The 26,663-nt window shown below is 71.3% G+C and carries 24 protein-coding genes, 1 pseudogene and 1 riboswitch; of the genes and pseudogenes, 15 read left to right on the plus strand and 10 right to left on the minus strand.

Translation table 11 applies throughout. From position 1 onward, the window contains the following. Window positions 1-48 precede the first annotated feature (48 nt). The 3 genes from AB0K60_RS08720 to AB0K60_RS08730 all read right to left on the minus strand — a co-directional run bounded on the left by AB0K60_RS08720 (window position 49) and on the right by AB0K60_RS08730 (window position 3,855). Window positions 49-1,089 (minus strand): hypothetical protein, encoded by a 1,041-nt coding sequence (locus AB0K60_RS08720; RefSeq protein WP_364050139.1) that lies wholly within the window; start codon window positions 1,087-1,089, stop codon window positions 49-51. A gap of 103 nt (window positions 1,090-1,192) precedes the next feature. Further along, window positions 1,193-1,963: a glutathione S-transferase C-terminal domain-containing protein gene (locus tag AB0K60_RS08725; RefSeq protein WP_364050141.1), complete on the minus strand. Its 771-nt coding sequence runs from the start codon at window positions 1,961-1,963 to the stop codon at window positions 1,193-1,195. Between the two features lie 482 nt (window positions 1,964-2,445). Next, window positions 2,446-3,855 (minus strand): aminotransferase class V-fold PLP-dependent enzyme, encoded by a 1,410-nt coding sequence (locus AB0K60_RS08730; protein ID WP_364050143.1) that lies wholly within the window; start codon window positions 3,853-3,855, stop codon window positions 2,446-2,448. Between the two features lie 45 nt (window positions 3,856-3,900). Then, a riboswitch (SAM riboswitch) is annotated at window positions 3,901-4,015 on the minus strand. A 340-nt stretch (window positions 4,016-4,355) separates the two neighbouring features. Here AB0K60_RS08730 and AB0K60_RS08735 point away from each other — a divergent pair. The 4 genes from AB0K60_RS08735 (at window position 4,356) to AB0K60_RS08750 (ending at window position 8,323) form a co-directional block, all read left to right on the plus strand. Continuing rightward, window positions 4,356-5,414 carry an amino acid ABC transporter permease gene (locus AB0K60_RS08735; RefSeq protein WP_364050145.1) on the plus strand — a complete coding sequence of 353 codons (1,059 nt, stop codon included), beginning with the start codon at window positions 4,356-4,358 and terminating at the stop codon, window positions 5,412-5,414. 8 nt (window positions 5,415-5,422) lie between these two features. After that, entirely contained in the window at window positions 5,423-6,175 is a 753-nt protein-coding gene (locus AB0K60_RS08740) for an amino acid ABC transporter ATP-binding protein (protein ID WP_364050612.1), read from the plus strand. Window positions 6,176-6,232: 57 nt separating this feature from the next. Continuing rightward, window positions 6,233-7,231: an ABC transporter substrate-binding protein gene (locus tag AB0K60_RS08745; RefSeq protein ID WP_364050147.1), complete on the plus strand. Its 999-nt coding sequence runs from the start codon at window positions 6,233-6,235 to the stop codon at window positions 7,229-7,231. A 90-nt stretch (window positions 7,232-7,321) separates the two neighbouring features. Beyond that, window positions 7,322-8,323, plus strand: coding sequence for an aldo/keto reductase (locus AB0K60_RS08750; RefSeq protein WP_364050149.1), 1,002 nt, complete (start codon window positions 7,322-7,324; stop codon window positions 8,321-8,323). 130 nt (window positions 8,324-8,453) lie between these two features. Here the strand turns inward: AB0K60_RS08750 and AB0K60_RS08755 are convergent, their stop codons facing one another. Then, on the minus strand, window positions 8,454-8,876 hold the full coding sequence (locus tag AB0K60_RS08755; RefSeq protein WP_364050151.1) for an ATP-binding protein: 423 nt from the start codon (window positions 8,874-8,876) through the stop codon (window positions 8,454-8,456). A 196-nt stretch (window positions 8,877-9,072) separates the two neighbouring features. On the opposite strand from AB0K60_RS08755, the gene AB0K60_RS08760 reads away from it, so the two are divergent. Genes AB0K60_RS08760 through AB0K60_RS08775 form a run of 4 tightly spaced genes read left to right on the plus strand, consistent with a single transcriptional unit; the run spans window position 9,073 to window position 12,088 of the window. Beyond that, window positions 9,073-9,930, plus strand: coding sequence for a helix-turn-helix transcriptional regulator (locus AB0K60_RS08760; protein ID WP_364050153.1), 858 nt, complete (start codon window positions 9,073-9,075; stop codon window positions 9,928-9,930). Beyond that, window positions 9,927-10,175: a DUF397 domain-containing protein gene (locus AB0K60_RS08765; protein ID WP_364050155.1), complete on the plus strand. Its 249-nt coding sequence runs from the start codon at window positions 9,927-9,929 to the stop codon at window positions 10,173-10,175. The genes AB0K60_RS08760 and AB0K60_RS08765 overlap by 4 nt, the downstream gene beginning before the upstream one ends. Window positions 10,176-10,213: 38 nt before the next feature. After that, entirely contained in the window at window positions 10,214-10,648 is a 435-nt protein-coding gene (locus AB0K60_RS08770; protein WP_364050157.1) for a hypothetical protein, read from the plus strand. A gap of 42 nt (window positions 10,649-10,690) precedes the next feature. After that, complete coding sequence (locus AB0K60_RS08775; RefSeq protein WP_364050159.1) at window positions 10,691-12,088, plus strand: hypothetical protein; 1,398 nt, start codon at window positions 10,691-10,693, stop codon at window positions 12,086-12,088. A gap of 64 nt (window positions 12,089-12,152) precedes the next feature. On the opposite strand, the gene AB0K60_RS08780 is transcribed toward AB0K60_RS08775, so the two are convergent. Next, window positions 12,153-12,419 carry a hypothetical protein gene (locus AB0K60_RS08780; protein WP_364050615.1) on the minus strand — a complete coding sequence of 89 codons (267 nt, stop codon included), beginning with the start codon at window positions 12,417-12,419 and terminating at the stop codon, window positions 12,153-12,155. Window positions 12,420-12,473: 54 nt separating this feature from the next. Then, window positions 12,474-12,713 (minus strand): annotated as a pseudogene (locus AB0K60_RS08785) (GTP-binding protein); the annotation flags it as partial. Between the two features lie 733 nt (window positions 12,714-13,446). On the opposite strand from AB0K60_RS08785, the gene AB0K60_RS08790 reads away from it, so the two are divergent. From AB0K60_RS08790 to AB0K60_RS08815, 6 genes are all read left to right on the plus strand, one after another. Continuing rightward, window positions 13,447-14,241 carry a hypothetical protein gene (locus tag AB0K60_RS08790; protein ID WP_364050161.1) on the plus strand — a complete coding sequence of 265 codons (795 nt, stop codon included), beginning with the start codon at window positions 13,447-13,449 and terminating at the stop codon, window positions 14,239-14,241. Between the two features lie 5 nt (window positions 14,242-14,246). Next, window positions 14,247-14,969 (plus strand): hypothetical protein, encoded by a 723-nt coding sequence (locus tag AB0K60_RS08795; RefSeq protein WP_364050163.1) that lies wholly within the window; start codon window positions 14,247-14,249, stop codon window positions 14,967-14,969. A 221-nt stretch (window positions 14,970-15,190) separates the two neighbouring features. Continuing rightward, complete coding sequence (locus tag AB0K60_RS08800) at window positions 15,191-16,453, plus strand: hypothetical protein (RefSeq protein ID WP_364050165.1); 1,263 nt, start codon at window positions 15,191-15,193, stop codon at window positions 16,451-16,453. A gap of 12 nt (window positions 16,454-16,465) precedes the next feature. Then, the gene (locus tag AB0K60_RS08805) at window positions 16,466-17,035 is read left to right on the plus strand and encodes a TerD family protein (protein ID WP_364050167.1); all 570 of its coding nucleotides are present in this window, start codon (window positions 16,466-16,468) and stop codon (window positions 17,033-17,035) included. Further along, on the plus strand, window positions 17,032-18,144 hold the full coding sequence (locus tag AB0K60_RS08810; protein WP_364050169.1) for a DUF475 domain-containing protein: 1,113 nt from the start codon (window positions 17,032-17,034) through the stop codon (window positions 18,142-18,144). Before AB0K60_RS08805 ends, AB0K60_RS08810 begins: the two co-directional genes overlap by 4 nt. 34 nt (window positions 18,145-18,178) lie before the next feature. Then, the gene (locus AB0K60_RS08815) at window positions 18,179-18,757 is read left to right on the plus strand and encodes a hypothetical protein (RefSeq protein WP_364050171.1); all 579 of its coding nucleotides are present in this window, start codon (window positions 18,179-18,181) and stop codon (window positions 18,755-18,757) included. 137 nt (window positions 18,758-18,894) lie between these two features. On the opposite strand, the gene AB0K60_RS08820 is transcribed toward AB0K60_RS08815, so the two are convergent. The 4 genes from AB0K60_RS08820 to AB0K60_RS08835 are packed head-to-tail and all read right to left on the minus strand — an operon-like array spanning window position 18,895 to window position 23,819. Further along, window positions 18,895-20,271 carry a hypothetical protein gene (locus AB0K60_RS08820; RefSeq protein ID WP_364050173.1) on the minus strand — a complete coding sequence of 459 codons (1,377 nt, stop codon included), beginning with the start codon at window positions 20,269-20,271 and terminating at the stop codon, window positions 18,895-18,897. Between the two features lie 15 nt (window positions 20,272-20,286). Then, window positions 20,287-22,422 (minus strand): CHAT domain-containing protein, encoded by a 2,136-nt coding sequence (locus AB0K60_RS08825; protein ID WP_364050175.1) that lies wholly within the window; start codon window positions 22,420-22,422, stop codon window positions 20,287-20,289. Then, window positions 22,419-23,054, minus strand: coding sequence for a hypothetical protein (locus AB0K60_RS08830; RefSeq protein WP_364050177.1), 636 nt, complete (start codon window positions 23,052-23,054; stop codon window positions 22,419-22,421). Before AB0K60_RS08830 ends, AB0K60_RS08825 begins: the two co-directional genes overlap by 4 nt. Before the next feature lie 30 nt (window positions 23,055-23,084). After that, the gene (locus AB0K60_RS08835) at window positions 23,085-23,819 is read right to left on the minus strand and encodes a Crp/Fnr family transcriptional regulator (RefSeq protein ID WP_364050179.1); all 735 of its coding nucleotides are present in this window, start codon (window positions 23,817-23,819) and stop codon (window positions 23,085-23,087) included. 175 nt (window positions 23,820-23,994) lie between these two features. Here AB0K60_RS08835 and AB0K60_RS08840 point away from each other — a divergent pair, with 175 nt between their 5' ends. Beyond that, on the plus strand, window positions 23,995-26,535 hold the full coding sequence (locus AB0K60_RS08840) for a M48 family metalloprotease (RefSeq protein WP_364050181.1): 2,541 nt from the start codon (window positions 23,995-23,997) through the stop codon (window positions 26,533-26,535). Window positions 26,536-26,663 lie beyond the last annotated feature (128 nt).

The raw sequence follows: 26,663 nt of genomic DNA on the forward strand, positions 1-26,663 counted from the left end.
AACGGATGTATTTCTATAGTATCCCTACCTGTTTAATAGGGCTATGGCTCACGCCACCTGCGGTGGCGCGGGCGTGACGTCCGCCTCGGCGGGCCACGTAGGGGCAGGCGTCTCGATCAAAACCCGCGCCCGCACGTGCCCCGGCACGGTGAGGCTTCCCGCCCGCCAGACGCCGTCCACCGGATCGGCCACGACCCTGCCCTCGGCCCCGACGAACGTGACGATCCCCGCGCGCGCCAGCGCCAGCAGTTCCTCCAGCCGGGCCGCCGAAGGCCCACCGGCGACGAAGCCCACCAGCTCCGTGAACGAGGGGTCGATGTCCGACGCCTTCGCCAACATGCCGAGCACCGAGAACATTCCATGGACCATGGCCAGGTCCGCGCTGTGCGCCGGATCGCCGCGGCGGGCCAGATCGGCGGCGATGTAGCCGTGCACCCACCGCTGCAGCCCGGCCGAGTCCCCGAACCGGATCCCCGCCAGCGGCCGGTCCAGCCGAGCCAGGTTGAGCCGGTCCGCGTACCCCGGCACGGCCCGCCGGATGAGCGCCCGCATCGCCTTGCCGTCCCAGGGCTCCGCGGCGTACGCCTCGGCGAACTCGTCCCAGGTCATGCGCGCGCGTTCCGGATGGGCGGTGAGCAGCTCGTGGTAATACGCGTACGTCAGTTCCTTGGCGATCAGCGGCCACACGTCACGCCGGTGGTCCAGCGGCCCGTCGGGCAGGTCCCGCAGGAATCCGCCGACGGGCGGCGGCCCGCCGCGCAGCGGATACTCGATCCTCGCGTGGTACGGCACCCCGCGCCGGGAGACCACGTGCACCAGCGGCTCGTGACCGCCGACCGCGTACGTCAGCCTCCCGCCCGGCCCTCGCCTGAACCCGCCGCCGCGCCCCACGGTGAGCGGCGCCAGCAGGTCCGCCAGGGCCGGCCCCGCCCCGCGCACGAGCACCGGCTCCCCGCCGGGCACCCGGTCGAGCGCCGCCTCGGCGAGCCGCCCGGGCGGCAGGTGAAGCAGACCATGCTCGTACGCGAAGGCGGCGTCGTCCTCGCGGTCGCCCGCGGCGGCCTCGCCATCGCGAAGCAGCCGGATCACCTCGCCCTCGTGTCCGGGGAGGCCGCGCCCATGGCGAGCCCCGTCGTGAGCCCCGTCGTGAGTTCCGTGGTGAGTTCCGTGGTGAGCCCGGCGGGCCGTCGCCTCAGCCGAGGAGTTCACGGCCGTGGGGGGACTCCCAGTCGGCCTCGTACGGCTCGACCAGGACCCGCCAGGGGGCGTCGTGGAAGAAGGGCGGCGCCGGGTACTCGGGCAGGCGGGCGATCGCGGCGAAGTCGGTGGTGTCGCGAAACGGCGCGTGCTGGTAGAGGTCCCTGGCGTAGGCCCACAGCCGGGGGAAGTCGATCAGCCGCAGCTTGCTGATCTTGGCGAACGGGTTGTAGCCCGTGTCGTAGCGGACCAGAAGCGTCCACAGCCGCACGTCGGGCTCGGTGATCGCCGCCCCCAGCAGGAACCGGTCCCGGCTGAGCCGCCCGTCCAGTTCGTGGAACGTGGCCGTCAGCCGCTTGCGCGCGATCGTGTACTCCTCGGCCGTGGTGGCGGAGGCGACGCGGTAGACGGTCCACGCCACGAACTCGTCGATCACGGCGTCGAGCTCGGCGATCTCGCGCCGCAGGCGCTCGGGGCGCAGATGATCGGCCCTCCCGAACGGCTCGACCTGGTGCGGGTGCTCGGGACGCAGATGTTCGGGACGCGGATGTTCGCCCCTTTCGAGCGGCTCGGCCTGGCGCGGATGCTCGGGACGCGACGCATGGGCGGGTGAGCCGGCGCGGCCGGTCAGCGCCCGGGTGATCGCTTCGCGATGTTCCTCCGCCCCCTCACCCTCCGGATAGGGGTCGATCCGGCCGTCCCATCCCGCGGACGCCGCAGGATGGGCATGGTCGACACGTACATGGTCGATGACGGTTTTGGACATGGTGCTCCCTCGACAGAGCGGGTCGAATCGATCAGGACATGATCAGCGTGCGAGGGAGCGCCGACACCGGGCGCTGCGCCAGCGGCACAGGTCGATGTCGAGTCTGGCCACGAGGCGCAGCGAAACGCCTGCGTGCTCAGACGTGATGATCATGACGGTCCCGCCTTCCATGCGGTCTGCGATATCCGTGCACCCGCGGTCTCGCGCATCCCATGCGGATCCATGCCGCTACCGGAGATGCGAGCCGTCCCACGGGATCGACCGTCTAACCCATATAAACAGTAGGAAATAAAGGAATCTTCGTCAAGCCCATTGGTTAAGCCGACAGCCGCAAGTGTCTTGGCGAGGACCCGAGGACGACGCGCGGCTGCGGGCAGGGCTGTATCCAAGGGGCCGATGGCTGACAGCGGCGTCGAGGCCGACGGGTGGGCGCAGAACTTGCCATCCCGCACACCAAACCGGCAGAGACGGCCCGCCGAGCATCAGACCTTCCCCTCGACGATGTCCCGCAGGGCCGCGATGAGCCGGTCGACGTGCTCGTCGGTCGTCCCGATGCCGATCGACGCCCGTACGGCCGCCCCCGACCCGTCCACGCAGCCGCCCTCGCCCCCCACCAGCCTGCGTACCAGCGGATGGGCGCAGAACTTGCCGTCCCGCACGCCGATGCCGTACTCGGACGAGAGGATCTCGGCCACCTCCCGCGCGCCGCGTCCGTCCACGGTGAACGAGACCACGCCGATCCGCGGGTGATCCGGCCCCCACAGCGCCAGCTCGCGCACGCCGTTCGGCAGCCCGGCGCGGAGCCGGGCGGTGAGCCGTTCCTCCTCCCGGACCAGCTCGGTCCATCCGGCGGCGGTCAGCGTTTCGCAGGCGGCGGCGAGCGCGATGGCGCCCAGCACGTTCGGGGTGCCCGCCTCGTGTCGCTGCTCGGGGTCCGCGCTCCACTCCACCTCGTCGCCGACGTTCTTCGACGCGCCGCCCCCGCGCAGGTACGGCTCGGCCCGCGCGAGCCAGTCGCCCCGCCCGATGAGGGCCCCCGCCCCGAACGGCGCGTACAGCTTGTGGCCGGAGAACGCCACGTAGTCCGCGTCGAGCGCCGCGATGTCCAGCCGGCGATGCGGTGCGAACTGCGCGGCGTCCACCGCGATCCGGGCGCCGTACCCGTGGGCGACCGCGGCCAGGGCGGCGACCGGCCACAGCTCGCCGGTGACGTTGGAGGCGGCGGTGACGACCAGCAGCGCCGGGCCGTCGAGCGCGGCGAGGGCGCGATCGGCCGCGCGTACGGCCTCGCCGGGGGACGCGGGCGGCGCCAGGCGGACGGCCCGGCCCCACGGCAGGAGCGAGGCGTGGTGCTCGCTCTCGAAGACGACCACGGTGGTGCCGTCCGGCAGGCAGCGGGCCAGCAGGTTCATCGCGTCGGTGGTGTTGCGCGTGAACACGACCGCGTCGTCCGGCCGGGCCCCGGCGAACGCCCGAACCGTGTGCCTGGCCTGCTCGTAGCGGGCGGTGGTGAGCCGGGAGGCGTATCCCGCGCCCCGATGCACGCTGGAGTAGGCGGGCAGCGCCTCGGCGACGGCCTCGCTCACCGCCTCCAGACAGGGCGCGCTGGCGGCGTAGTCGAGGTTCGCGTACGGCACCTGCCTCCCGTCCTTGACCGGCACCCGCAGGTCCGCGCCGAGCACGGCCGGGATGCGCGTCACGGCGGACGACCGGGCGCCGGAGGACGACGCCGCTGGCGACGGCACGCCGGACGTCGGCGCGCTGGACGTCGGCGCGCTGGACGTCGGCGCGCTGGACGACGACACGGCGGGCGTCTGCGCTGGCGTGGACGACGCGGGGTCGGGCCGGACGGAACCGGCGGCGGCGGAGTCGAGAATCGTCAAAATGGACATGCCAAGCCTCCAGGGGCCATTGGCCCCCGTGGCGTCCGCTCAAGGGGCCCGCGCTTGCCCGACGCCCTTCGCGCCAGGCCAGGTCCTCACCCGGGGCACCCCGCCGCAGACGGAGGGTTGCCGGCCAGCAAGCCGGGGCTTGACGCTGGCGCTCATGACCCATCCGGAACTATAACCCGTTCCGGCCGGGCGGTCGCAAGCGGGTGATCGAAGAAAAACCCTCAAAACAAGTAGGACTTGACGGAATCAATCTCTCATGTTGCAGTAGGGCCATGCGCCCCCAGGCACTGCTGACCCGGCGAGGTCACATCGACCACTGCCGCGTGCGGTCATCTCTGTGTCACGGCTGACCCGCTGATCGCCCGCGGCCTCCGGCCGCCCATCTCCCGTACCCCACGGCCCCCGTACCCGGCTCGACCAGGCCGCCATGCCCGCATGCGCCTCGGCCGACCGGCGCGGGGGCCGCCCCACATCCGCCCCCAGCGGGCCGAGGAGCCGCCGTGAGCCTGACCCAAGCGCTCGACCACGACACCACGCACGACTCCGCCGACACCTTGCGCGTGGTGAAGGCACGCCACCCCTGGCGCTGGATCGCGACCGCCGTCGTCCTGGTCCTGCTCGCCATGGCCGTCAACGCGCTGATCACCAACCCGGCCTGGGACTGGCCGGTCGTCGGCGAGTACCTGTTCCACCCCTCCGTCCTCAACGCGGTGCTGTTCACCCTGCAGCTCACCGCGCTCGGCATCGTCCTCGGCTTCCTGCTGGGGACCGTGATCGCCCTGATGCGCCTGTCCCGCGTCCCGCTGCTGACGTCGGTGGCGTGGGGCTACGTCTGGCTGTTCCGCTCGGTGCCGCTCATCCTGCAACTGCTGTTCTGGTACAACCTGGCCGCGCTGTACAAGCAGATCTCGTTCGGCGTGCCGTTCGGCCCGGCGTTCTTCTCCATCGGCTCGATGGATCTGATCGGCCCGGTGACGGCGGCGGCCCTCGGCCTGGCGCTGCACCAGGCCGCCTACGCGGCGGAGATCGTACGCGGGGGCCTGCTGTCGGTGGACCCGGGCCAGTTGGAGGCCGCCGCCGCGCTCGGCATCCCCCGCGCCCGGCAGATCTTCCGCATCCAGCTCCCCCAGGCGATGCGGACGATCGTGCCCAACGCCGGCAACGAGATCATCGGCCTGGTCAAGGGCACCTCGGTCGTCTACATCATGGCGCTGCCCGAGCTGTTCTACCAGGTACAGGTCATCTACAACCGCAACGGCCGCGTGATCGCCATGCTGCTCGTCGCCGCGATCTGGTACCTGATCCTGACCACGGTGCTGTCGATCGCGCAGTACTACGTGGAGCGGCACTTCGGCCGCGGCCAGTCCCGCGCCCTGCCGCCCACGCCCCTGCAACGCGCCCGCCGCCTGGTCGAACTGCGCCGCGCCGCCCGCCGCCGGCGTCTCATCCCGGCCCCCGGCGGCCCGGCCCCCGCTCCTGACCCTGCCTCTGACCCCGCCTCTGACCCCGCCCCTGACCCCGCCCCTGACACTGCCTCTGACACTGGGAGCCCGTCGTGACCGCGCCCATGGTCGAGGTACGCGGCGTGCACAAGAGCTACGGCCCGCTGGAGGTACTGCGCGGCATCGACCTCACCGTACGGCCCGGCGAGGTCACCGTCGTGCTCGGCCCGTCCGGCTCGGGCAAATCGACCCTGCTGCGCTGCGTCAACCACCTGGAGAAGATCGACCGCGGGTACGTCACGATCGACGGCGAGTACATCGGCTACCGGCGGGTGGGCGACCGCCTGTACGAGCTGAAGGAACGCGACATCCTCCGCCAGCGCACCAACATCGGCTTCGTCTTCCAGAACTTCAACCTGTTCCCCCACCTGACCGTGCTGCAGAACGTGATCGAGGCCCCGCTGTCGGCGCAACGCAGGCCCCGCGCGCAGGTGGAGGCGCTCGCGGCCGAGCTGCTGGAGCAGGTGGGCCTCTCCGACAAGATCAACGCCTATCCCCGGCAGTTGTCCGGCGGCCAGCAGCAGCGCGTCGCCATCGCCCGCGCGCTCGCCCTGCGCCCCAAGGTGGTGCTCTTCGACGAGCCGACCTCCGCGCTCGACCCGGAGCTGGTCGGCGAGGTGCTTGAGGCGATGAAGACCCTCGCCCGCAACGGCACCACCATGATCGTCGTGACCCACGAGATCGGCTTCGCCCGCGAGGTCGCCGACACCGTGGTCTTCATGGACGACGGCCTGATCGTCGAGCAGGGCCCGCCCGCCCAGGTGCTCGACGCCCCCCGGCACGAGCGCACCCGCGCCTTCCTCGGCAAGGTGCTCTGACCTGCTCGTCCGGACGCCCCGAACCCCCTTGTGACGAACCCCTGAGAGGAATCCCCCATGCCATCGGTGTCCCGGATCGCCGTCGCCGCCCTGTCCTCCCTGTTACTGCTGACCGCCTGCGGCACGTCCGGCACCGGCGCCGGAACCACCGCCGCCGGCGGCGGCGCGGCCCCCGCCTCGGCGGGCGCGGCCTCGCCGACCGTTCTGACAATCAATACGAGCCCCGAGCAGAACCGCGTCCGGGCGGACAAGGACGCCGCCATCGCCGACAAGGTGCCCGCCGCGATCCGCGCCAAGGGCGAGCTGCTCGTCGGCACCTCCACCTTCCAGCCCCCGCTGTCGTTCGTCGCCGACGACAACACGACGCCGATCGGCGTGGAGGAGGACATCGCCTCGCTGGTCGCCGACGTACTGGGCCTGAAACTCCGGCTGGAGGCGACCTCCTGGGAGAACCTGTTCCTCTCGGTCCGCTCCGGCAAGTACGCCGCGGGCTTCTCCAACATCACGGTGACCGAGGAGCGCAAGGACATCTACGACTTCGCCACCTACCGCCTGGACCAGCTCGCCTGGGAGGTGCCCAAGGACAGCCCCATCACCTCGATCACCAAGCCGGCCGACATCGCCGGGCTGACCGTCTCGGTGGGTTCCGGGACGAACCAGGAGAAAATCCTCCTCGACTGGGACAAGCAGAACCAGGCCGCGGGCTTGAAGCCCATCCAGGTGCAGTACTACCAGCAGGCCGCCGACACCTACCTGGCGCTGAAGTCCGGCCGCATCCAGGCGTACTTCGGCCCCAACCCCACCTCCGCCTACCACGCCGCCGTCAGCGGCGACACCAAGATCGTCGGCACCTTCTCGGGCGCGGGCCCCGACCGGCAGGGCCTCATCGCGGCCATGACGCAGAAGGGCAACGGCCTGGCCGAGCCCATCAGGGACGCGCTCAACGTCGTCATCAAGAACGGCAAGTACGCCGAGGTGCTCAAGCGGTGGGGCCTGGACAACGAGGCCGTACCGGAGTCCCTGCTCAACCCGCCCGGCCTGCCCCGGGAGAAGTAACGAGATCGACCGAAAAATCAGCCCACGCGTTATATTCCGGCACCGTCCCGGCTTGACCTGGAGCGCACTCCAACAGGTTGACTCGGAGACATGACGACTCAAAGCATCGGAACCCGCACGCTGGGCCGCACCTCTTCACTGACCGTCTCCACCATGGGACTCGGCTGCATGGGGATGTCGGAGTTCTACGGCACCGCCGACGAGAGCTCCGGCATCGCCACCATCCACCGCGCGCTCGACCTCGGCGTCACCTTCATCGACACCGCCGACATGTACGGCCCGTTCACCAACGAGCAACTCGTCGGCAAGGCCATCGCCGGCCGCAGGGACGAGGTGCAACTCGCCACCAAGTTCGGCAACGAGCGCCTCCCCGACGGCACCCGCCTGGGCGTCAACGGCCGCCCGGAGTACGTCCACGCGGCCTGCGACGCCTCCCTGCGCCGCCTGGGCGTCGACCACATCGACCTGTACTACCAGCACCGCGTCGACAAGAACGTCCCGATCGAGGAGACCGTCGGCGCGATGTCCGAACTGGTCCAGGCCGGCAAGGTCCGCCACCTCGGCCTGTCCGAGGCCTCGGCGTCCACGATCCGCAGGGCGCACGCCACCCACCCGATCACCGCCCTGCAGTCCGAGTACTCCCTGTTCACCCGCGACCTGGAGGACGAGATCCTCCCGACGATCCGCGAACTCGGCATCGGCCTGGTCCCCTACTCACCCCTCGGCCGCGGCCTGCTCACCGGCGCCGTGTCCCCCGAGACCCTCGAACCGGGCGACACCCGCCGAACCTCCTACTTCCCCCGCTTCCACGGCGAGGCCCTCGAAACCAACCTCGCCCTCGTCGCCAGAATCCGCGAGATCGCCGACGCGAAGGGCGTCACCCCCGGCCAACTCGCCCTGGCCTGGGTCCTCGCCCAGGGCGCCGACGTCGTACCGATCCCCGGCACCAAGCGCGTGAAGTACCTGGAGGAGAACATCGCCGCCGCCACCGTCGAACTCACCCCGGACGAGCTCACCGCCCTGGAACAAGCGGTCCCGCGCGGCGCGGTGGCAGGCGCCCGCTACGGAGACATGTCCACCATCGACACCTGACAGCACCGAACCAGGCAACACCACCGGCCGCGGCACGGCTACGGAACCAGGGCGCTCAAGCGGACACGCCTGACACCGGCCCCGGCAACGGACACGAGCGCTTGCGGCCAACGGTGGCTGCTCTCATCACTCAGGCACCATCGCAGGCTGAGGGCGGCCACCGTAACCGGAACCACACCCGCTTGCCTCCCAGCAGTGGCTCGAACCCCAGGTCGTCAGTGAGCACAGAGAGCAGGAACAGCCCTCTTCCGCCCTCCTCGTCCTCCACCGACTCCTTCACGATGGGGAGGCGGTTCTCGAAATCGGTGACCTCGATAGTGATCCCATCGGGCATCTCGCGAACCAGCAGTTCGCAGATGCCAGAGGCGTGCTTGTGCACGTTGGTCAGCAGTTCGGTGACCCCGAGTTCGGCCACGGAACTCAGTTCGCTCTTGCACCACAGCCGCAGATGGGCTCGGAGTACCTCCCGCACAGGCCGCACGATCGCCGGGTGGGCCTCAGAAAGCACCATGTAGTACTGCCGAGCGGGAGCATCCGTCGTCGTAGCAGGCATGTGAGGTCTCCAGGATAGGCGGGGGGACAGCGACCATCTCAATCTGTAGTCATCCGACTACCATTCGCTGCTACGGCCGATGATGCAGCACACCTCCCCTGGCGGCAAGTCATTCTCACAAGAAAGTCTTTCCTTGAGTACGGCTGCGGTTTCACCGAGCCAAAGGGAGCACTACGCTCACGGCGAGGAGGAGTGCATGCCTGTCGAACCCACCCCGCGCCGACGCCGCCTCGGCGCGGAACTCCGGCGCATCCGCGAGGCACGGGGTTGGACTCAGGACGAGGCGGCCCGACGTCTCGGCTATCAGTCGCTCTCAACGGTCAGCAAGATCGAGAATGGGCTGCAGGCGCTGAAGATTCAGCAACTCCCGCACTTCTTCGAGGTCTACGACATCACCGACCCCGCCCTACGCGAAGAACTTCGTGACCTCGTCCGCCGCGCCGGCGAGGTGGATTGGTGGCAGCGCTACGAGGGCGTGATCGACGACCCGCTCGGCGACTACCTCTCCCTTGTGGAAAGCGCCACTGGTCTCTTCGTGTTCAACCCCCTTGCCATCCACGGTCTGCTTCAGACTCCTGACTACGCCCGCGCGGTAACCGAGGGCAGCAGAGCATGGAAGACCATTGGGGACATCGAACGCTTCGTGACGCTACGCCTGGAACATCAACGCGCCATAGCGGAACGCCCACAGCCACTGAAAATCTGGACGGTCCTCCCCGAAGGCGTACTGCGGCAGGAGGTAGGCGGGCGAGCCTGCATGCGCGGCCAGATCGAACACCTCATCCTCCTGGCCCGCGACAGTCCCAGCGTCACCATCCAGGTTCTGCCCTTCACCGCCGGCGCCCACGCGGGGATGGACGGCCCCTTCATGCTCATGTCCTTCCCCACAGGCCGCGATCTCGTATGCATCGAGTCCCTCCGGGCCGCCCTGCACCTCAACGACCACGAAACGGTGGACCTCTACCGAACCACCAGCGATTTGCTGAAGTCCGACGCCCTGTCTCCGAAGGCATCCCTCCCCCTCCTCTCCGCGATCGCGAAGGATCTCTCATGAACAAGAACGCCCTCGACCCCGCATGGCTCGAAGCCCAGCTCCGCAACGCCCGATGGCTGATCAGCAGCCGGAGCAGCGGCGGTACCAACTGCGTCCAAGTGGCCTTCCTCGACAAAGGACTTGTAGCTCTCCGCGACTCAAAAAACCCCCAAAACCCGCCACATCTGTTTACAGACGCTGAATACGACGCCTTTGTTGACGGCATCGAACGTGGCGAACTCCGACGCCACAGCAGCGAACGGTGACTCACCCCTGCGGCGAAACCATGTGACGAGCCCGGCCGGTGCTGGTGGACTGGATGGTCGTGGCCACGCTTCCCGCCCATTTCACCCTGGTCATGGCCACCGGCGGCGTGCTCCCCCGGGTGGCGCGGCTGGTCGGGGCCGAATCCGCCGCCACGGGGCTGTCGTACGGATTCCTGTGGTGGATCCTGGGCGCGCTCACCCTGTTCCCGCTGCTGCTGGGCGGCGCGCCGCGCTGGGACGCGGCCACGCTCGCCGCCCTGTTCCCCTCGCTCATCGGGCACCTGTCGTACGGGGCGGCGCTCGGCCTGGTCTACTACGCCTTGGAGAGCCGGGTGTCCCCGTGGTGGCTGACCCGCGGGCAGGTGGAGGCCGAACGCGTCGCCGCCCGCCGCGCGCAGGTTCTCGGCTCCGCGCCCGCCCTGTGGACCCTCATCACGCTGACCGCGCTGACCGTCCCGCTTTTAATCGAGTGACGATGCGTACCATCCGGGCGATCACACCGGCAGACTGGGACCATGGGAATCGACCAAGTGACGCTCGCCGAGCTTCGCAGCCGGTACGGCGCGCGGGAGGCGCGGCTCGCCGAGGCCGCGATCGACGTGATCGCGGGCGCGGACGGGCTGGAGGCGGTCACGGCGCATCGGCTGCAGGAGTTCCTGTGGCGGACCCTGCCCGGATGGCGCATCGACGATCCCGAGCGCGTGGCGGCGGCGCTTGGCCACCTGTTCACGCTCACCGGCCTCGACCGGTACGCCGACCTCGCCACCTGCGCGCGAACCAGGACGATCCTGGCGGTGTACGCGGGCCAGGGCGCCGACGCGGGGCGTGAGGCGTGCGAGGCGGCGATCACCGAGTCCGGTCTTGTGCCGCCCGACACCCCGTTGCTGGCCTGGCGGGTGTTCACCGGGCCCGAGGAGCACGCGGCGCGGCACGCGTGCGCGGCCACGCTCGAACTGGCCGTCGCCGCCGGGGAGCTGCGCCCCGGCGCACGCGGCTGGGAACGGGTCCGGGCCGCGGTCACCAACCGCTGCCTCACCGCCCCGCGCCGCGGCGGGCCGTGGCTGGACCGCGTACACGCCGAACGCCTCGACGCCTGGACCCGGCCCGTCAACCCGCGCAAGGCCGCGCTGCTGCGCGCCGCCGCCGATCTGCTGCGCGAACCGGTGCCACCGGCCCCGGAGGCGTTCGGCCCGCTGCGCTGGCTGCTCACCGCGGCCCGGGACGGGCTTCCGCTCACCGAGCGGCACTACATCGTGCCGCGCCTGGTCACCGAGGCGGTGAATCTGTTCGGCTGGCGTGAGGAACTCGTCGGCACGCTGACCCGCGAATTCGACGTCCCTCCGCTGAGCGACCTGCGCGAGCTGGCCACCCGCGAGATGAAGGCGATCCGCCGCACCGGCAGGACCCTCGTGCTCACCCCGCTGGGCCGCCGCATGCTCGCCGACGACCGCGTGTTCTGGGACGTCGCCGTGCAGGCCCTCATCGGCCGGGGTTCCGTCCTCGCCCTCACCACCCGCGAGATCATGCTCACCCTGCTCCTCGTGCACGACCCCGCCCCGGTCGAACGGCTGGAACAGCGGACGATCGACGTCCTGGCCCAGGAATGGGACACCCCGACGGCCCTGCCCGCCGAGCCGGACGAAGACCGCCGCCCCTCCGCGCGGCCCGGCCTCCCCGCGGAGCCCGCCGCGGACGACGACCTCACGCCGACCCTCGACAACACGACCCCCGGCGGCCTCGCCGACGCGGTCGCCCGGCAGCGCATCGCCCTGCGCCGCCGCCTGTGGGCCCTCGACTGCCACCGCCCCGAACGCCGCTTCGGCGCCCCGTTCACCCTCACCCCGCACGGCGAGACCGCCGCCAGGGCCGCCCTCCGCGCCCACGCGCTGCGCCCTCACCCACCTCTCAAGTGAGGTCCTTGCGTACGTCGGTACGGCCCGGCCGACCGGAGTGGCCGGGCCGTACCGTGGCATGCGCCTACCGCGTCGGCACCGTGGAGGGGGCCGTGGCGTAGCCGGTCGGGCGGGTGGTGAAGGTGCCGCGGCCCTGGGTCCGGCTGCGCAGGCGGGTGGCGTAGCCGAACAGTTCGGCGAGGGGGACCGTGGCGGTGACGATCACGGTGCCCGCCCGGGTGGTCGAGCCGGTGACGCGGGCGCGGCGGGCCGCGAGGTCGCCGAGCACGGCGCCGACGGCGTCGTCGGGGACGGTGGCGGTGAGTTCGACCACCGGCTCCAGCAGGGCCATCGCGCAGCCGCGCAGGGCCTCGCGGAGGGCGAGGCGACCGGCCGTGCGGAACGCCACCTCGTCGGAGAAGTCGACGTGGCCGGGGGTGTCGATCAGGTTGATCCGGTGGCCGTCCCAGTCGCAGCTCACCGCCGCGGCGAAGATGGTGATGCCGCGGTCGCGTTCCTGGGAGTCGAAGTCGGTGACGGTCGTGCCCTCGTGCACCTCGCCTCGCTTGTACGTGGCGCCGCTGGCGTACAGGATCCGCTCGGTGAGCGTGGTCTTGCCCGCGTCGACGTGGGCGAGGATGCCCAGGTTGCGAACGGCGGCGAGCGGATTCGGGAAACGTGGTCGAAGGTCGTTGCGCACGGTCCATGGCCTTTCATGGCGTCTTTTCGCTGGACAGCGCGATTTCGGGACGGAACAACCTGATCCATGGAGACCTCCCGCCGGCGCCGCGGCGTGCGGACATGCCAAACGGGTCACGTACGGGCCGGGCCGTCAAGGGCCCGGGGACGTACCGAAATGACGTACCGAAATCAGGTGTTCGTCACCACACCCGGCGCCGGGCGCGCAGCCGGCGCCGGGGCGTCGGAGATGCCAGGATCACCTCGTGCCGCGACAAGGGAACGACGACGGTGGTGCGGTAACGCACGGTCGGCTCCCCTCACTCGTCACGACGCGGCCCGCAAATCGCGGTGGCACGCGGTTCGCGCAGATCGTACGCGGACCGAGCGCTCGCGAGAAACAGGTTTTCCGCAGGAGCGCCTCGCGGGCGGCCTCCTTCTCGCCGGCCGACGAGCGACGTACCCTCGTAACCTGGGCTACTCGGAACCGATGAAGTTTCGTCCGCTTTCCGACCTGTACGCCCGACTCGGCGTCCGCGACCGCACTAAAGCTCGCATGCGCGCCCGCGACAAAGGGTGGCTATAGCCGCCGCGGACGAACCGCACCAAACCCGTATTTAGCAGGGGTCTCCGGTGACGCCCTCCTCCACTCTGGGTTGTGATCACACAGCGGCGGCGCAAGGGAAGGGGGGACACAGCCGATGGCGCACGACCTGGACCCCGGGCTGCCTGGGGAGGTGGGTGAGGTGCTCACGCAGGAGAAGGCGCGGAGGGCCGGTATCGCCGACGGCAGGAATCCTGCGAACTATCAGATCTTCGTCGAGAACCCGCGGCATCAGCCGGATTTCCTGAAGCAGGTGTCGAGGGTTTTCAACGCGCGGCAGTTGGAGCTTCTCAACAGCCGTACAAAGGCCCTGGGAGAAATCGAGAAGGAGGCGCATGCCTCGTCATTATCGCTGCGCAAGCGGGTCAACGAATTGATGGCGATCAGCCACGACATCAACTTCGGCCGGCTGGCGCTGGAGAAGTCCACCATCAGTCATCCGGTGGAGTCGTATGGGGAGGTGCGGTTCATCACCCCGGAGGAGGCCAAGCGCGAGCGGGCGGAGCGGAAGCTGCGCGAGTTCGACCGGGAGATCGAGTCGCGGGCGATCAGCCTCGCCACCGCGACCCACACCTGGCTGGACATCTGGAAGCACTACCAGGAGCAGGCAAAACAGGCGCTGGAGCAGGCGAACCTGCTGGCCGACTGCTACGTGGACGGGCTGCTGAGCAGCCACGAGTACGCGGCGGCGATCCAACGCAGGTGGCGGCGGCAGCCGTTCGAGCTGTTCCCCGACTGGTTCGAGGATCCGATGCCACACCTTGAGCAGGCGATCCCCCGGGGGGTGCGCGACAGCGCCAACCAGTCCTGGCAGGAGTGGCTCAAATTGTGGCGGCGGGACCAGCTCCCCCGCTCCATCGAGCGCGGACATGACGACGACTTCGATCGGTAACGGCCATGAAGAATCTTCTTATCCGGGCGTGCGCCCTGATCACGACGCTCGCCGTCGCCGTGCTCGGCGCCGCCGCCTGCTCGGGGGAGCAGGAGAGCACGGCCGCCTGCGGCACGGTCATCGACACCACCGGCTTCGCCGAGATCGCCAAGTCCGAAGAACTCATCAAGCAGCAGTTGCCGGGGTTCCTGGGCAAGTGCGGCTGGGTGGCATACGCGGCGATCACCGGCAGTTCGGTGGGCTCCTCGTGCCAGCAGCAGTCGCTGGCCCTGCAAGGGGGGAACAACGACAACGAACTCGTCAGGAAGAAGGTCCGCGAGGAGCTCATCGGCCAGGCCGGTGAGCGCGCCCGGGGCCTGCTGACCTGCAATGACGGCTCCAGCGGGTCGGACGTGCTCGGCGGGCTGCAGATGATCGCGGACCGGCTCGACGACGCGCCCGACGGCGCGGGCGGGCAGCGCAGGATCATCGTGTTCAGCGACCTGATGAACAACAAGGGCATCAACTTCAAGTCGTGCGACTTCGGCGAGCCCACGGCCCGGTCGGGCGTCGTGGACAAGCTGAAGAGCGGCGGCCGGATCCCCGATCTCGGCGGCGTCGCGGTCACCGTCTACGGGTTCAACCTGCTGGAGGAGCGCCGGCCGGAGTGCGTTCCCCCGCTGAAGGAGCTCTGGAAGGCGATCTTCGCAGCGGCCGGGGTCGACGAGTCGAACCTGCGCATCCTCTAGCCAGCGTCTAGCCGTCCTCTAGCCGGCGAACCCCTGCGAACAGACGCCACGGCCGGGCGGGCACGCCCGGCCACCCCGCCCGCGATCGCCGCCGCCGAGCGGCATCGCGAGCGCGACCCGAAGAAGCGACCCGAAACAGCGACCCCAAGAAGCGACCCCAAGAAGCGACCCGAAGAAGCATCGCGGACGAGAGCCGCGGAACCAAGCCCGAGGAACCGGACATGGCGATGAAGCTGATTACCCCCAAGCGGCCAGTGGCGGCCGAGGTCGAGGCCGCCCCCGGCCCCACCCGGTGGCAGCCGCCGAAGGTGAACCTGCCCGACTGGGAGGACCTGCGAAGGAAGGCGAGGGAGCAGGGCGCGGCCGACGCCAAAAGCCCCTCCTTCGACTCGATCACCCTCAAGACCGAGGGGTACGAGCCGCAGCACCTGATCGTGCTCGACTCCCGGCGGCAGTCGACCGTCCACGACGTGGAGGCGCAACTCGCCCGGCACGAATCGCAGGCGCGGTCGGCGCAGGCGGCGCACGTCAGGCGCGCCGAGACCGCGCACGAGGAGTACGTGCGCGCCCGCGCCGCGCACGACATGGTGCGGGACAAGGTCGCGCAGTTGGAGATCGGGCCGTCGCAGTGGCCCGGCGACGGCAAACCCAGCTCGGTCGCGATCGAGGGCGGGGCGCGGGAGATGCTGCGCGCCTGGGGCGCGCCCGCGCTGCTGCTGCTCGTGCTGCTCACGGTCGAGACGCCCATCTACTACGGGACCTTCCTCGATTTCGGCGAGGCGACGATCATGACGTACGCGCTGGCCGTCGGCGCGATCTTCGTCTTCGTGTTCGGCCCGCACATGTACGGCCGCAAGTTCCGGGAGTGGCAGGAGTTCCGCGGGCGGCCCGCCCACGAGCTCGATGACGAGGAGGAGGTGCGCAAGCGCCGCCGCGGTCTCGCCCAGCGGCCGATCCTGCTGTTCGCCATCCCGGTGATCTGGTTCATCGCCATCACCGGCGTGGTGACGCTGCGGCTGCGGGCCCTCACCGCCGAGAAGAGGATCCTCGTGCCGGGCGGCGAAGTGGTGATCCCGGCGGCGGACGACGGCTGGAAGCTCGCCGCCACGGTCGTGGTGTTCCTCGCCCTGATGACCTTCACCGCGCTGATCGCCGTCGAGCTGGGCCGGCGGACCGGCAACCCCAACGACCGCGACCTGCGGGAGCAGCGGCTCAAGCTGGAGCGCGCCGCCGCGGCCCTGGCGGTCGCCGAGGCGAACCTGGCGGACTCCGACGAGTACGGCAAGCTCCTCGACGACCACCTCGCGGACGCCGGACGGAGCCGGGAGCTGCTCATCGCCCAGATCGACGCCCGCTACGACGAGGTGGAGGCCGAGTACATGGAGGGCCTGCTCGGCGGACTCGACGACCCCGACGCCGCGCGGTACGGCCCCGCCGTACTCGCCCGGCACCAGCGCCGCCACTACATCCAGGCCGATTCCTGAAAGGCATCCGATATGAGCGTGAATCTCGCCAAGGGCGGCGACGCCCCCATCCAGGACCTCACCAGGGTCCTGGTCGCCCTCGGCTGGCGGCCCGCCGACGACGCCGGCCCCGAGCCCGATCTGGACGCGTCTGCGCTGCTGATTGACCGGCACGGCATGGTGCTGTCGGAGAAGCACTTCGTCTTCTACCACAACCTGAAGAGCCCGGACGGCTCGGTGGTTCACGAGGGCGACGAGCGGGTGGGCGTGTCCGGGCGCGACTGCGAGGTCATCCGCGTCGACCTTGAGCAGGTCCCGCCCCGGTGCGCGCGGATCGTGTTCCCGGTGTCGATCTACAACGGCGAGACCACCGGGCAGAACTTCGGCCAGGTGCGCGACGCCTACATCCGGGTGGTCGACCAGACCTCCGGCGACGAGCTGGTTCGCTACGACCTCACCGAGGAAGCGGCCAAGTATCCGGCGATCATCTTCGGCGAGCTCTTCCGGAAGGGAAGCAAATGGCACTTCCGGGCGATCGAGGAAGGGTTCAGCACCGGCCTGCGTGGCATCGTCACCGGCTTCGGAGTGGACGTGGCCGGATGACGCTGAGCACCTTCCGCTGGGCGTTCGGCGTGACCGGCGTCGCCCTGCTCGCCGCGCTGTTCCTCGGCGGGTTCAAGGCGCTGGCGCTGGTGTCCATCCTGGCGGTCCTTGAGATCTCGCTGTCGTTCGACAACGCCGTGGTGAACGCGCGGGTGATCGAGCGCATGAGCCCGTTCTGGCAGCGCATGTTCCTCACCGTGGGCATCCTGATCGCGGTGTTCGGGATGCGGCTGGCGTTCCCGCTGCTGGTCGTCGGGATCACCGCCCGGATGAGCCCCGGCGAGGCGATCACGCTGGCGCTGACCGACGCCGCCGAGTACGGCAGGCGGCTGCACGAGGCGCATCCGCTCATCGCGGCGTTCGGCGGCATGTTCCTGCTGATGATCTTCCTGGACTTCATCTTCGAGGAGCGCGAGTACGCCTGGCTCGCCTGGCTGGAACGGCCGCTGGCGAAGATCGGCAAGCTCGACCAGTTGTCGGTCGTGGTCGCGCTGGCCGTCCTGGTCGCCGCGACCTCGCTCGCCGCGCCCGAGCCCGGCCCGGCGCTCGCCGCCGGCGTGCTCGGCGTCGTGACGTACCTGCTCGTCAACGGCCTGGGCCGGCTGTTCGAGGCCGGGGACGACGGGCTGCCCGGCCCGCCGGTCCCGTCGGGCAGGGCGGGGGTGGCGGAGGCCGCGGGGGCTGTGGGGGTGGCGGGGGCCGTGGGCAGGGCCGGGTTCGCGCTGTTCCTCTATCTTGAGGTGCTGGACGCCTCGTTCTCCTTCGACGGGGTCGTGGGCGCCTTCGCGATCAGCGACAGTCTGCTGATCATCGCCCTCGGTCTCGGCATCGGCGCGATGTACATCCGCTCCCTCACGATCTTCCTGGTACGGCGCGGCACCCTCGACGAGTACGTCTACCTGGAGCACGGCGCGCACTGGGCCATCGGGGCACTGGCGGTGATCATGCTCGCCGGGCTCGGCCACGCCGTACCGGAGATCGTCACCGGCCTGGTCGGGCTCGCCTTCATCGGCCTGGCGATGGTCTCCTCCACCCGGCGCAACCGGCGGGTGGCGCTCGCCGGCCCGGCGGAGCGCGCCCCTGCCACGGCGATGGACATGGGCGACTGAACGGGCGACCGAGATATTCGACGGGAAACCGATGATGACCGAAACCTACCGGGTGGTGCTCACCAAGGAGGCCCCCCGCATCTCGATCCCCCGGCAGCGCGGGGAGATGCTGATCAATCTGAGCTGGAAAACCTCGCAGCGGGCGCCGATCGACCTGGACCTGTGCTGCCTGTGGGAGCTGGCCGACGGCTCCCGAGGCTGCGTGCAGGCGCTCGGCGGCAAGTTCACCGTGCCGAGGAGCGGCGCCGATCCGGTCATCGCCCTGGACCGGGACGACCGGCGGGGCGGGGACACGGGCGAGAACATCCGCGTCGACCTGGGGCAGGCCGACCGGGTCCGGCGGATCCTCGTGTTCGCCCACATCTACGACGGCGTACCGAACTGGGCCGCGGCCGACGCGGTCGCCACCGTGTACCCGGTGAGCGGGCCGCCGATCGAGGTCCTGCTCGACGAGGCCAACCCACACGCCCGCGTCTGCGCGATCTTCATGCTGCACAACGCGGACGGGGAGCTGCGCATCCGCCGCGAGGTGCGCTACTTCGCGCGCGGGCACCGGGCGATGGACGCGGCCTACGGATGGGGGCTCGGCTGGGGGCCGGGACGCAAGTCCTGACCCTGGGGGGGGGAGGCATCGGCCCGGCGGTCATCGACGACCGCCGGGCCGATGCCATTCCGGGCGCCGGTCCAGGTGCCGGACCGGGCACCGGGTTGGGTGCCGGACCGGGTGCCGGGTTGGTATCGGGTTCGGTGTCAGTGCAGCTCCCTGGGCTCCCGGCCAGGGGCCAGCGGCGGCGGGACCAGCACCCAGGCGGTCTCCTCGAACCCCTTCTCCGGAAGGCGGGCGGTGACCGGCTGGAAGTCGGCCGGGTCCAGCTCGGTGCCGCCCCGGGCGACGACCTCCACGTACACCGACTCCGACAGGGCGATGACGAGCATCGCCGCCTGCTCGGCGGACAGGGCGGCCCGCACCGACGGGGCGTCGAGCATCCGGTGCACGGCGACGGCCGGGCCGCCCACGTAGCCGTTCGCGGCCCGCCGGATCGTGCCCCGGCACATCGCGACCCGCAGGCGCAGCATCGCGTCGGCGTTGAGCTCGGCGTTCACCGCGTGCAGTTCCAGGCGCAGCGCGCGGACCAGGTCGGGGACGACCCGCGTCTCCTCGATGTCCGGCGGCAGGATCGCGAACTGGCCGTCGCCCTGCTCCTGCAGATCGACGCGGGACTCGTCGATGCCGGCGCGGCGGCGGGCCGCGGCCAGCAGGTCCACGAGCCGCTGCTGGGCGCGCATCGCGGCGGCATCGGTGAACCGGCTGTACTTCTCGATGTCGGTCGCCACGCACAGCCGTACGGCGGCGGGGCCGGCGGTCGGGCGGGCGAGCGACCGGACGGGGCCGGGCAGCGGCTCGCTGAACGTCTCGGCCGTCGCCATCGACGCGTCGAACAGGTCCGTGCGGATGCGGCGCACATGGCTGATGGTGGTGCCGATGAGCAGGCTGCCGGCCAGGTCGGGGACGTCGGCCGGGAGTTCCAGCAGCACGCGCAGGGCGTACGAACGGCGGGTCAGCGGGCGGCCGGAGGCGGCGGTGAGGGTGAACCCGAAGCTCGGGTACTGCGCGCCGAAGACGCGGGGCTCGGGGTCGTCAGGGGTGTTGCGCAGCCGGTTGAACAGGCGCCGGTAGCGGCCCTCGGCGATCGGCGGATCGACGTCCTTGCGCCGGGCGGCCTCGTCCCCCGGCCAGGGGCCGATGGCGTCGTGCAGGGCGTCCGGGCCGGCCGCGACGCGGAGGGCGCGGGCGTCGTCGGGGAGGCGCACCTCGAACCGCACGCCCGTATAGTGGCGGCCGGGCCCCAGGGCGTCCAGGTCGAAGGCGAACAGGGCCTCGTAGTGCCGCACGCCGGCGGTGGCGGCGCGGCTGCGCAGGGCCGGGGAGAGCAGCTCGTCCGGCACGAGGTAGACGTACGGGCGGGCGACCTTCACCCCCGACTCGCGCGGGCGCAGCGTGCCACGGCCGAGCAGGTGCTCGGCGCCGTACAGGTCGGTGCTCGTCAGCAGTTCGTCGTCCGGGAACTCCCCGGGCTCGTCCGGGACGCCGGGGGCGCCGGGGGCGCGTGTCGTCGGGTCGGTCACTCCGCTGTCATCCTCCTATCGGTTCCTGCCAAGGCCGAAGAACGTGAAGGCGGCCCACAGGTGGGGCTCCTGGGCCGCGGCGGGCTGGAGCGCGGCGGCCTCGCACTGGGCGCGGCGCAGCGCGGTCACCATGTCGTGGCCGTCGAGCAGCCAGGCCTCGTGGAAGGCGGTCATCAGGTTGAGTGCGGCCCGTTCGCCGACCGGGTAGAGCGTGGTGATCAGCCCGGTGGGGCCGGAGGTGAGGAACGCGCGGCTGAGGCCGATGACGCCGTCGGCCGTCACCGCCCCGCCGCCGGTCTCGCAGGCGGCGAGGATCACCAGGTCGGCGCCGAGCCCGAGGGCGGGGACGTCCTTGGCGCGCAGGAAGCCGTCGTGGCCGGGCGAGGGCGCGAGCACCAGGTAGGACATGAGCGGGTCGGCGTCCGCGTCGCCGATGGCGCGGGCGTGGGTGCCCAAGTAGAGCACGGTGCCCTGGGACGCGACCCGGCGCAGGGTGGCCAGGTCGGCGTCGGGGCCGGTGTAGACGGTGTGGTGCTCGCCGTACAGGTCGGTGATCTCGTCGAAGTGGCGCTCGGTCCAGTCCAGCGCGGGGCCCTCGGGGAGCGGGCTCGGGTTGACCAGCGCCACCAGCGACACCGGGCCCTCCCGGCGGGCGGCGGTCTTCGCGGTGTCGGTGGTCACGGCGGCAGTGGTCGCGGCGGCGGTGGTCAGGTCGGGCGCGAGGGCGAGGGCGGGCAGCATCCGGATGGCGTGCCGTTGCACCAGGTACGTCCCGGCCTCGTCGCGGAGCGCTCCGAACGGCACCCTGAACAGCTCGGCGTGCGGGACGACGGTGATCGGCGCGTCCGGGTCGGCGGGCAGCAGGCCGGGCGGGATGATGTCCCAGAGCATGGCGCCGAGCAGGCGCAGCACGTCCGCCATCGCGGTGCGCGAGGCGGCGTCGTGCATGGGGGTGCGGGCCAGGCGGTTGAACTCGTCCACCGCCTCGATCAGCCGGGCGCGGTCGAGGTCACTCCTGATCACCGTGATGTCGCCGCCGCGCGGGCAGACCCAGACGAGCAGCGCGTCGCCGAGCAGGAAGTACTCGACGACGGTGGCGTCGTGCCGGGCGAGGATGTCCCGCAGCCGTGGCCGGGTCATCGGCGGTGCCTGGCCGGGTCCCCGGGTCGCGCTCGCGGCCCGGCCCGCGCGCAGCGCGTCGGCGAAGGCGCGGGCGCGGGACATCTCCGAGGCGACCAGGGCGTCCTCGGAGGCGTCGATGTCGAGCAGCAGGGCGACCATGCGTTCGTAGAACGGCAGGGCGAGCCCCGTCGAGAGGATCTTCTCCCAGTGGTCGTCGAGGAGGGCGCGCCACGTCTCCACGTAGCCGGCGATCGCGACGGACGCGTCGCGGGTGAGCCGGCGCACCAGGCGCGCGGCGCCGGGCGGGTCGGCGCGTTCCAGGTGCCGCCGGAGCAGGTCGAGGAGGTCCACTCCGCCGCGGACGGTCACCGTCGCCACCTCCTGCGGCCCCGCCGCCCCGTCGCCTCCTGCCGATCCAGCGGGCCGCTCGGCGTCGAGCCGGTCCGCGGTCTCGCTGAGCGTGCGGCGCGCGTCGGCGAGAAGGCGGTCGAGGTGCGCCGCCGCGGCCTCGATGGAGTCGGGGTCGCCGGCCCGGGCGTCGGCGGAGCGGATCGCCTCGCACACGGTCGCGACCGTGGCGGCGGACGTCTCGGCCGCGGCGCGCACGTGGTCGGGGCAGGCGGGGGCGGCACGCGCCGCGTCGGCCAGCGTGCGCAGGGTTTCGTGCAGGTCGGCGGCGGTGGAGGCCAGGAAGACGAGCGCGTCCCGCCAGGGGTTGTGGGCGTCGGGGCCGAGCGCGATCGCGCGCCGGGCGTCGGCTGCGGCGACCAGCAGATCGGGCAGGCGGTGGAAGGCGCGCCGGGCGATGGCGCAGTGCACCTGGGCGTTGCGCAGGCCGATGAGGTCGATCCAGCCGGCGGCCCCGGTGGGGGCGCCTGCGGCCGCGTAGAGTTCGGCGGCGCGGTCGAGGATCGGGGCCGCGCGGTCGTGATCGCCCTGCGCCACCAGGTCGATGCCGAGGCGGCGCAGCGCCGCCGCGTCGGCGACGCCGACGTCCGATAAGCCGGGCGAATCAGGCGGGGTGATCATGTCGGCTGGTCGTGGCTGTAGATGTACGCGAGGATGGACCTGCCTCCCGTGGGGACGGTGACCGGGCGGAAGTGGTGCCTGTGCAGGCCGTCGGACTCCGGGTAGGCGAGATCGTCGAGAAGACGCCCGGAGATGATCATGGCGAGGTCGTGGCGGGGATCCTCGGCGAGGGCCGCGCGGAGGGCCGCGCTGGCGCACAGGTCGCCGGCCACCGTCACCGCCTGCCCCTCGAAGCCCTCGTCGGTGAGCCGTACCAGCCCCTGATGGTAGGAGATCCTGCAGCGCAGGCGGCTGTCGGCGTGCCGCTGGTTCCGGCGCCACAGGGCGTTGCGCAGTTCGCGGGTGAGGTCGGTGACGACGCGGGCCTCGTTGACCCCGGAGTTGAGCACGACGAGCACGCCGGCGGGCAGGATCTGCAAGGTGGCCTGGTCGAGCCCGGCCGCCATGCTCGCGTCCTCCACCGCGCGCGCGACCTGCCGGACGACCTGCGACACCTGCTGCCGCGCCGACCGATATGCCGACCGATATGTCGGCCGATGCGCGGGCGGGTGCGCGGGCCGGTCACGGCCGCGGTCCGGGCCGTCGGCGGCCACCGCCACGCACAGTCGCCGCACCGGGTCCGAGACTTCCATACGCCCTCCGATGAGCTGACCATGATCTCGTCAATGCTCATCACTCTGCGGTGCCTGACCGGGCCACACACCGTATTCAGGCGGGATTCCGGAAATTCCCGCCTTGGCGCAGAGTGCGGCCCGGTCACGGATCAGGATCCGGCCGTATTTGGTCTCGATGACGTTGTCGGTGCGCAGGGCTTTCAAGATCTTGTACACGGTGGCCTCGCGGGACCCGATCATCGCGGCCAGCTCGGGCTGGGTCAGCGAGCCGATGAGCACGCCGTCGGGGGTCGGCTCGCCGTACCGGGTGGCGAGGTAGAGCAGCGTGCGGGCGACGCGTACCGGCACGGCGGAGGTGCCGAACTCGACGCGGTACCAGGTGGACAGGCGCAGCTTCGCCGAGACGATGACGTTGGCGGCGAGCGCGGCGTCCGGATGCCGGCGGAGGAAGTCCCGGAACTCGGCCTGCCCGATCTTTCGTACGAAGCAGGAGCCGACGGTGACCACGGACGCCAAGCGCGGACCGCCGTCGAGGGCGGCCAGCTCGCCGACGATGTCGCCGTCGGCGCGGATGGCGAGCAGCACGACCTTGCCGTCCTCGCTGTTGCTGACCACCTTCACGTAGCCGTGGGTGATGAGGAAGACGTCCCGGTTGCGCCGCTCGCCTTCGAGGATCAGCATCTGACCGCTGGAGACCTGGACGGGGGTGCCGAGCGTGAGCATCTTCTCCCTGGTCGCCGGCGACAGCGCGCCCAGGAAGGTGTTAGGGGGCCAGGGACCCATTCGCCGAGGTCCTCGTGGCGTCGATGCCGCCATTCCCCGCCTCCCGGGATCGGCTGTCCGAACGCATGACCAGATTTATCCAGATTTATAGCGCATAGCGAAAAGAATTACTGGACCGTTCCCTTCGTTAAATGTCACGATCTGTGTGCGAATTACCTACTGGTAGGGAGGGCCCGTGGACGCGGTCGCGGTCTGGTCCCGGCGCCTGGCCGAACAACTGGCTCCGGCCGAGGCCGCGTCGGCCGAACGCGTCGGCGCCGCGTACGTGTCCGGCGGGCGACGCCGCCGCGACCTGATGCGATCCACGGCGGCCGAGCCGGGGGGATTCGGCGGCGCCGGGGCCGCCGAGCTGCCGATCATCCTGGACGCGCTCCGGGTCGTGTCCGGTGATCTGCTCGGGCTACTGGGCAACCACCCCCTGGCCGGGGTGATCGCGCTGCTGGCCATGCGGGCGGCGGCCCGCGGGACCCCGCCCGACCCTGTCCGATGGGTTGATCAAGGGCCTGCTCCGGCGTACGGCCAGGGCGGCCCTGCTCCAGGGGCCGGTCCACAAGCCCACCCCGGCTCAGAACCCGCTCACGGGCCCGACCCGGCATCCGCTCAAGCGTCCGGCCATGGGTTCGAACAGGCACAGGCACCCGCGCCGGCCTCTGACCCTGCCGCCTCGGCTCCGGCGCTGGATCAGGCGATCGCGGGACTGCGGGAGCGGCTGCGGGCGCACGGCGTCGCGCCCGAGCGGGCCGAAGCGCTCACCTACGACACGCTCAAGCTCGTCTTCCGGCAGGACCGCGACCCGGCCGAGATCGACGCCTTCCTGCGAGCGCTCGCCGGGAGCCCGCCCTCCGCGCCTCCGGCCGCGCAAGCGGCGACGGCCACCGCGTCACCGGCCGCCGCGCTGCCCGCGACGCGGGGCGAGGGCTCGGGATGGATGCTGCCGCCGTGGCTGTGGCTGTACTTCCTCGGGGTGCTCGCCCCGAACGCGCCGCAGGCCATCGCGAGCATCGCCGAGGACGTCGAAGGCATGGCCACCCTGTTCGGTTACCTCGGCACGGGGGTCGAGCGGGCGGGGGTCGCGGTCCTGACCGCCTCCGGCCTGCTGGAGTTCCTGCCCGCGCTGCTGCTTCTCGCGGGACTCGCCGGGGTGCTGCTGCCGGGCACGCGCGGCCGATGGGTGGAGCGTCGCCACCGGCTGCTGCCTCCGGGCGACGATCCGGTGCTCAACCAGATGGAGGCGTTCGTACGGCGGCACGCCCCCGGCGCGGGGATCCGCCTCGGCGAGCGTCACGACCGGCTGGCCCGCGTCTACCCGGTCGGGTGGCGGGAGGCGCGGGTGGCCGTGTACCCCCCGCTGGTCCGCCTGTGGGGCACCGATCGGGAGGCGGCGCAGGCCGTACTGCTGCACGAGGTCGCCCACCTGCGCCAAGGCGACCACCTGATCGTCGGCCTCGCCAGCCCGTTCGCCTGGTTGGTACGGATCTGGGCCGTCGCGCTCATCGTGCTCGCCGTGATCCCGGTGACGTTCTACGTCCTGCTGGGCGGGCCCGCCGCCTCGGCGGCGGTCCTGCCCGCGCTCCTGGCCGCGTTCGAGATCCCGATCAGCCTGATCCTGCCGGTCGCCGGGTTGTGGGTCGCCGAGCTGAGCGCCGACCGGTACGCGGTCAACGTGGTCGGCCCCAGCGCCCTGGCACGCGCGCTCGGCCCCACGCGCCCGCACGTCGGCGTACTCCACCGGATCTTCGGGCTGCTGAGCCACCCGCCGTCGCGGCTGCGGCTGTGGTCCGCACGCTCGTGGCCCGGCGGCACGGCCGCGCTGGCCGCCCTGTGGCCGCTGGCGTACGTGCTGTGGCTGGCCGGAGTGTCGCTGTTCGAGGTGCTCGCCCACATGCTGCTCGACTCCTCGTTCGGCGACGCGCTGGCCACGGCGATCGACGGACTGCCCCGCAAACTCGCGGCGGCCCGCACCGAACTCGCCGAGATGGCCGTCCTCCTGGTCAACTGGCCCCTGATCGCCCCCCTCTGGCTACGCGTCTGGACTCCGCTGCGCGCCACCCGCCACCGTTTGGCCCCCTATCTGGCGCCCACCCTCGTCCCCTGCCTCCTCCTCGCGGGCGGACTCACCGCGGGCACCCCGTCCGAACTCACCTCGGGCACGCAAGCCAACCTCGCCATCGACCGTTCCCCGGTCGCCACTCCCACCCAGCCCCCTCCCCCGGCCGTGACCGTCCCCGCCTCCCTCACCCCCGGCCCGGGTTCGGCGGCGACGCCCGAAAGGACCGGTGTGATCGACGACCGCCCGTGGGCGGGCCAGCCCCTGCCCGTCAGCCTGCGCCTACAGCCTCCCTACCAGAAGCTCAACCAGCTCCTCGGCGACCCCGCCTGGCGCAACATCGCCGCCGGCTGGCTGGGCGCGGGGGTCTGGCGCGCCGAGAAGGACGGCCGCCTCACCTTCACCGATCTAATGAAACGCCCAGATCTGCACCCCACCGGCGGCTACTGGTTCCGCCAGGCCGACACCGTCACCTTCTGGCTCCCCATCGAGCAGGGCACGGCCGGCCAAACCACCACCTTCGAAATCAACGGCACCATCGACCTCGGCCAGACCCCCGCCGTCATCGACGCCCACTGGTTCCGCAAGTTTGACGGCACCACAAACGACACCAACCCCTGGCCCATGATCGACTTCGCCGCCGCCCTCGACATCACCTCATCGCCCTGACCTTCGCGGCGGCACCCGGTTCGCAGGAATCTCAACCACACCGGCCGCGCACAAAGCCCGCCGCGCCGATGGAGCGCCCTCCCGGCGTCAGAACCCGGGAGGGGCACCCGGGTTGTCGCGGACTGGCG

It is taken from the genome of Thermopolyspora sp. NPDC052614, from assembly GCF_040678635.1.
In the GTDB taxonomy this organism is placed as follows: domain Bacteria; phylum Actinomycetota; class Actinomycetes; order Streptosporangiales; family Streptosporangiaceae; genus Thermopolyspora.